Source organism: Methanomethylovorans sp. PtaU1.Bin093 (assembly GCF_002067275.1).
In the GTDB taxonomy this organism is placed as follows: Archaea; Halobacteriota; Methanosarcinia; order Methanosarcinales; family Methanosarcinaceae; genus Methanomethylovorans.
Genome location: NZ_MVQX01000032.1, coordinates 1 through 6,313 on the forward strand (window position 1 = coordinate 1; position 6,313 = coordinate 6,313).

A 6,313-nucleotide genomic window follows, 5' to 3' on the forward strand; every position below is an offset into this window, starting at 1 on the left:
CTGCCGCCGGCATCAGGCGGCCGCCCGGACTTCAAAGCAAGTTATTCTATATTTTGTTTATTGCTCTTTCCACTTTTCAAGCATTTTCGCTATTTGAATTTAATCATATTGGCTATTTTAGTATTACTAAAAAAAACAAAAGTATTAAATAGTAAAATAATATTAGGTAAACTCATCTGTTAAATCATATAATTATTAGTATCTATCATTTTAAATATGAATTTAATATTATATCATATTAATATTCGTTACTAAAATGTTAGAAAATACAATAAAAAATATATTAGCGATTGAAAACAAGTGGAGAAGGAGTATAGATGAATAGATCATTGAGCCTTTTTTTGATAGGAATAATAATGATTGGAGTGGTTGCATTTTCCGGATGTACGGACAGTGCAGAGGAAACAGGGACAGAAAAAGTAGCTACCGGAGAAACAGGTACAGCTGAATTGATCGCAGCGGTAGGAACCCATGGTGGAGAGCCTGCTACGGGCTTTAACCCTATTACCGGATGGGGGTACAACCACGAACCATTGATCCAGAGCACTCTCTTTAAAAAAGACAGTAATGCAAATTTGATCAACGATCTTGCCACGGATTACACAGTCAGTGAGGATGGATTAACTTGGACCGTTAAAATAAGAAATGACGTTAAATTCCATGATGGAGTACCACTAACAGCCAAAGATGTAGCGTTCACTTTTAACACAGCAGCAGATGCAGCTGGTGAAGTGGATCTTTCCATGCTGGAAAAAGCTACAGCCATCAACGATGAGACCGTTGAATTTAAACTAAATGATAACCAGGCTACATTCATTAATAAACTCTCAGTGATCGGGGTCGTCCCGGAACATGCCTATAACGAAAACTATGGTCAAAACCCCATAGGTTCAGGCCCGTACAAATTCGTGCAATGGGATAAAGGTCAGCAGGTGCTTCTCGAAGCAAATCCGGATTATTATGGTCAACAGCCATACTTCAAAAAGCTCACCATAGTATACATGGAAGCGGATACTGCTTTTGCAGCCGCCAAGTCAGGACAGATCGACCTGGCTGAAATTCCGTCTTCTTATGCCAATCAGAAAGTAGACGGCATGAAAATAATATCACTTGATTCCATTGATGCCCGTGGAATAAGCTTCCCTATGCAGGCAAATACAGGTAAAAAAACAGAGAATGGCTATGCTATAGGAAACAACGTAACCTCTGATGCTGCAATAAGAAAAGCATTGAACATAGGAATAGACAGGCAGGCTCTGATCGATGGCGCATTGAACGGACAGGGCCAAGAGGAATTTACCGGTGTAGATAAATTGCCGTGGGGTAACAAGGAAGCTATTTTTGAAGACGGAAAAATAGATGAGGCCAGGAAGATCCTAAGCGATGCCGGATGGACAGATACGGACGGTGATGGCATCGTTGAGAAAAACGGACAAAAAGCTGAATTTACTTTGCTATACGCGGCAACTGCACTGGAAAGGCAGGCATTGGCAGTTTCTGTAGCAGAAGAAGCAAAAAAGATCGGTATAAGCATTAACCCTGAGGGTGCAAGCTGGGATAAGATCGATACCCTTGCCCATTCAACTCCAGTGGTCTTTGGATACGGTTCACTTGATCCTACCGACATGTACCTGAAATACTACAGCAAGAGCTACAATCCTGGGAATTACAATAATATAATAATGTACAACAACTCTGTTGTTGATGCCTATTTGAGAAAAGCCATAACCAGCTCTGATCAGAACACTGCCAATGAGAACTGGCAGTTGGCTGCCTGGGATGGTAAAACAGGATTCTCTGCAAAAGGAGATGCCACATGGCTGTGGATGGCAACGATCAATTATGTGTACATTGTAGATGAGGACGTAGACATGGGAACTCCAAAGATCCAGCCTCATGGTGCTGATATCTTTGGAAATATCCTTGAATGGAAGCGCACGTAAAGTAGGGTAACAAACATGTCTGTTCTTAAAATAGACCTCTAAAAGGGTTTATGGAACTGAGGACTTACAGCTCCTCAGTCAATCTCTTTTTTAGAAAATGTATTTAACAGACATTTTTAGGAAGTATGATCTGAAATGTAATGGAAGGATAAGAAAAATGAAACAAAAAAAATTCGGGATATTTATTGGAAAAAAGATCATCAGGTTAATCATCCTTTTAATAGTTGTTTGCATTGCCAGTTTTTGGCTTGTTGAGCAGTCTCCGATAGATCCTGTCAGAGCTTATATCGGGGAAATGAGCATACAGCCGGAACAAAGGGCAATATTGGAGGAATATTGGGGAGTTAATACTCCTTCGCATGAAAAATTCTTCAATTGGGCAGGAAATGTTCTCAAAGGGGATCTTGGGATCTCATTGATCTATAGAATGCCTGTTACTTATGTAATCAAAGAACGGTTTACAGCATCTCTTATTTTAATGGCTTCTTCCTGGTTATTGTCAGGGATCGTGGGTTTCATTTTAGGGATAATAGCAGGAATGAAAAGCGGCAGCCTAATCGATAAAGCGATAAAAACCTACTGTTATGTGCTGATTGCCACTCCAACATTCTGGCTGGCATTGATTCTGTTACTTGTGTTTTCAGTTTATTTAGGGTGGTTCCCCGTAGGTTTAAGTGTACCTATAGGTCTTACAAGTGAAGAAGTGACCTTGTTCGATCGTGTGCAACATTTGATCCTCCCGACGCTTACTTTGAGTGTACTGGGGGTTGCTCAGATTGCAATGTTCACCCGTGAAAAATTGATCGAGATCCTGTCAAGTGATTACGTATTATTTGCAAAAGCAAGAGGAGAAAAAGGATTTGATCTGGTACTGAGGCATGGGGTCAGGAACGTGGCACTTCCGGCTATCACACTGCAGTTTTTAGGATTTAGTGAATTGTTCGGAGGAGCAGTCCTGGTCGAGCAGGTATTCTCGTATCCTGGAATTGGACAGGCCACAGTAGCAGCAGGCTTGAGGTCTGATGTGCCTCTTTTATTAGGCATTGTTCTAGTCAGCGCTTTGTTCGTCTTTTTGGGGAACCTGATCGCTGATATCATATACGAGTTCATCGACCCCAGGATAAAACAGCAGGAGACAACAACATGAGTACTGCTGCAACGATCAACAAAGGATTGTTCAGAGGATTGAATCTAAGGCAGAAGACAATTCTGTTAATAAGTTTCATGTCACTGCTATTGATCGCAATTGTGACGTCCAGTGTCTTTATAGACGGTGGGTCGTTATCTACTGACTTTGGATCAAAGAACCTTGCTCCCTCTCTTGATCATCCATTTGGGACCGACTGGATGGGAAGGGACATGTTCATAAGAACTCTCGGAGGGCTGGGTTTAAGTATATTGATTGGTGCCATTGCTTCCACGATCAGTACTCTATTGAGTGTGATATTAGGCTTACTTTCAAGCGTGGGAAAAATAGAGGATTCCTTTGTATCCTGGCTGGTGGACTTGTTCCTTTCAATACCGCATCTTCTTTTAATAATCCTTATTTCTATCGGGTTGGGCGGAGGTGCAACAGGAGTGATCATAGGAGTCGCATTTACTCACTGGACAAGCCTGACAAGAGTTGTAAGGGCAGAGATCAAGCAGCTAAAGACCCAGGATTATATCCAGATATCAAGAAATTTTGGCAAATCCAAGTGGTGGATAGCTGTAAAGCATTTTATGCCTCATTTGTTCCCTCAGTTCATATTAGGCACGATCCTAATGTTTCCACATGCTATCCTGCATGAAGCTTCGGTCACTTTTCTGGGATTTGGACTTTCACCCCACGAGCCAGCGATCGGTATAATTTTATCAGAGTCAATGAGGTACTTATCTGCAGGATACTGGTGGCTTGCATTCTTCCCGGGATTATCACTACTGATTGTAGTTCTTTCATTTGACATGATCGGAGAAAATCTGGACAAGCTAATGAATCCGAAAAAAGCTCAGGAATAAATTACCTTTAGGAATTATATCGGAATTATCAGAGAGTACAGATATTAAATTGAAAGGGATGAGTATGCTAAATAATGCTGAAATGAATATTGAAAAAAGGAAGGAGGGTGAAGCTCTATTAAAGATCAAGGATATTTCACTTTCTTTCTCTCAGTATGTTTCTGGACTTAGACAGACAGAACTCAAAGTGATCTCCAGTTTGAGTATGGAAGCATACAGTGGAGAGATCTTAGCTGTTGTAGGCTCAAGCGGATCAGGTAAAAGTCTGCTGGCACATGCTATCTTAGGAATTTTACCCTCAAACGCAAAACTTTTGGGCAAAATGGAATATAAGGGCCAAGAACTTACCCAAGAAAAAAAGGAAGAATTAAGGGGTAAAGAAATAGCCCTTATTCCCCAATCTGTAAATTATCTGGACCCTTTAATGAGGATCTCGGATCAGGTAATAGGAAGTGTTGACGAGAGAAATGCAGAGTTGATGAAGCAGACGCAGAGAGATATTTTCCGTAAATACGATCTAAAGCCAGATGTTGACAGAATGTTCCCCCATGAATTATCGGGAGGCATGGCCAGAAGAGTCCTGGTCTCTACTGCCTTAATTAACTCGTCAAAGCTCATAATTGCAGACGAGCCTACTCCGGGGCTGGATGAAAAGAACCTGAACGAAACACTGAGCTACTTCAGAGACATGGCAAATAAAGGATGTGCAGTGATACTAATTACTCATGATATAGAAGCTGCATTAAAGATCTCGGATAAAATCGCGATATTCTATGCTGGCACGATCTTAGAGGAAGCTAATATTGAAGACTTTAAAAACGACGGGGAGAATTTAAGGCACCCATATACTCGGGCCCTCTGGAACGCCCTTCCCCAAAATAAATTCCAGGCAATAAAAGGCCATCAGCCAATGCAGGATGAGATAATTGACGGGTGTTTCTTCTATGAAAGATGTTCCAGAAGGAATGAACTCTGCTCAAAAGGCACCCCTCAATTGAAAATGATTAAAGAGGGACTGGTGAGGTGCAATAATGTATCTTAAAGCTGAAAATATAAGTTTCAGATACAAAAAGGATAATTGGATATTAAGGAACGTGGACCTATCGTTAGGCAGCGGTGAGGTGTTGGGGTTAATAGGTGATAGCGGAAGTGGCAAATCCACTTTGTGCAAAATACTATCCGGTTATGAAAAAAACTACAGTGGAACTGTAAGTATAGATGGGACTGGAATTCCGCCAGGCATATATAACCCTATCCAGCTCATCTTTCAGCACCCGGAAAAAGCTGTAAATCCAAAATGGAAAATGAAAGATATCTTAAATGAGGGTCATGTTGTTTCACAGGATATTCTGGATTCTTTTGGAATAAAGAAGAACTGGCTTCACAGATGGCCCAATGAGCTTTCCGGCGGTGAGCTCCAAAGATTTGCTCTTGCAAGGGCTTTGAGTCCTAAGACCAAATTTTTAATTGCTGACGAAATAACAACAATGGTAGATGCTATAACCCAAGCTCAGATATGGGAAAGCATTTTAGATATCGTTGAAGAGATGAAAATAGGTGTCCTGGTCGTGAGTCATGAAAAGAATTTAATGAACAGATTGTGTCACGATGTTGTGCATTTATCTCACATAAACAATATTTGAATGTGTTATATCATATTTAATACGGGTCTTTCATACAGGTTAAAAATATTACAAAGCCGATGTGTGGGGCTGAATTCCTGTCTTTGTCCATCTTTAATTGGCAATGGCCGAAACTCAGCCCTCTTTTGCAGAGGGGCACAGATACGTCCTTAAGAGCGCATCCGTGCCAGAATAGGGGTTTTAGAGAAGGAATAAACCCTGGCTCAAGTCGATATTAATTGGGTCAGGATCATCTCTTTTCATTTGTTCTGATCTTATTCCGTAGTCTCGCCGTCAAAATCTGCTTCATTGGCTTCAGCTTCTTTCTTTGTGGCGCGCACGATCCCATCCTTGTGATGCGCCGGCGAATAGATGGTGTAGAGTTTCAGTTCATCTGTTCTTGAGGTATTGATGACGTTGTGCTGTGCTCCTGCAGGCACTACTACTGCGACCCCGTCACTGAGCTCATACTCATTACCGTCAATTATGCACTTTCCCTGTCCGCTCTCAAAACGGAAGAACTGGTCGTTTTCCTCATGCACTTCCATACCGATTTCTTCCAGAGGCTTGAGGCTCATGAGTACCAGTTGGCTGTGCTTTGATGTGTAGAGAACTTTACGGAAATTGCCATTTTCCAAAGTGGCATCTTCTATATCGATACAAAATCCTTTCATACTCTTAATATGACCTAATTACATATAAAATCGATAGCAGTAATATGATATTTAAAAAATAATTAAACTATCATAA

Annotated in this window: 6 protein-coding genes; 5 read left to right on the forward strand and 1 reads right to left on the reverse strand. The window is 41.1% G+C overall.

Features of this window, described 5'->3' with window-relative positions; translation table 11 throughout:
* Positions 1 to 317: 317 nt before the first annotated feature.
* The 5 genes from A4E24_RS03305 (at position 318) to A4E24_RS03325 (ending at position 5,584) form a co-directional block, all read left to right on the forward strand.
* Positions 318 to 1,943 carry an ABC transporter substrate-binding protein gene (locus A4E24_RS03305; protein WP_292351641.1) on the forward strand — a complete coding sequence of 542 codons (1,626 nt, stop codon included), beginning with the start codon at positions 318 to 320 and terminating at the stop codon, positions 1,941 to 1,943.
* Positions 1,944 to 2,100: 157 nt separating this feature from the next.
* A complete protein-coding gene (locus A4E24_RS03310) occupies positions 2,101 to 3,090 on the forward strand; it encodes an ABC transporter permease (RefSeq protein WP_292351643.1) in 990 nt (329 codons plus the stop codon).
* Positions 3,087 to 3,941, forward strand: coding sequence for an ABC transporter permease (locus A4E24_RS03315; protein ID WP_292351645.1), 855 nt, complete (start codon positions 3,087 to 3,089; stop codon positions 3,939 to 3,941). Before A4E24_RS03310 ends, A4E24_RS03315 begins: the two co-directional genes overlap by 4 nt.
* Before the next feature lie 64 nt (positions 3,942 to 4,005).
* A complete protein-coding gene (locus A4E24_RS03320; RefSeq protein ID WP_292351646.1) occupies positions 4,006 to 4,983 on the forward strand; it encodes an ABC transporter ATP-binding protein in 978 nt (325 codons plus the stop codon).
* On the forward strand, positions 4,973 to 5,584 hold the full coding sequence (locus tag A4E24_RS03325) for an ABC transporter ATP-binding protein (protein WP_292351648.1): 612 nt from the start codon (positions 4,973 to 4,975) through the stop codon (positions 5,582 to 5,584). The genes A4E24_RS03320 and A4E24_RS03325 overlap by 11 nt, the downstream gene beginning before the upstream one ends.
* A gap of 254 nt (positions 5,585 to 5,838) precedes the next feature.
* On the opposite strand, the gene A4E24_RS03330 is transcribed toward A4E24_RS03325, so the two are convergent.
* Positions 5,839 to 6,237, reverse strand: coding sequence for a cupin domain-containing protein (locus A4E24_RS03330; RefSeq protein WP_292351649.1), 399 nt, complete (start codon positions 6,235 to 6,237; stop codon positions 5,839 to 5,841).
* Positions 6,238 to 6,313 lie beyond the last annotated feature (76 nt).

Bases quoted from the DNA above. Each gene is read 5' to 3' on its own strand.
- A4E24_RS03305 (WP_292351641.1), top strand. From the start codon at position 318: ATGAATAGATCATTGAGCCTTTTTTTGATAGGAATAATAATGATTGGA.
- A4E24_RS03310 (WP_292351643.1), top strand. From the start codon at position 2,101: ATGAAACAAAAAAAATTCGGGATATTTATTGGAAAAAAGATCATCAGG.
- A4E24_RS03315 (WP_292351645.1), top strand. From the start codon at position 3,087: ATGAGTACTGCTGCAACGATCAACAAAGGATTGTTCAGAGGATTGAAT.
- A4E24_RS03320 (WP_292351646.1), top strand. From the start codon at position 4,006: ATGCTAAATAATGCTGAAATGAATATTGAAAAAAGGAAGGAGGGTGAA.
- A4E24_RS03325 (WP_292351648.1), top strand. From the start codon at position 4,973: ATGTATCTTAAAGCTGAAAATATAAGTTTCAGATACAAAAAGGATAAT.
- A4E24_RS03330 (WP_292351649.1), bottom strand. From the start codon at position 6,237: ATGAAAGGATTTTGTATCGATATAGAAGATGCCACTTTGGAAAATGGC.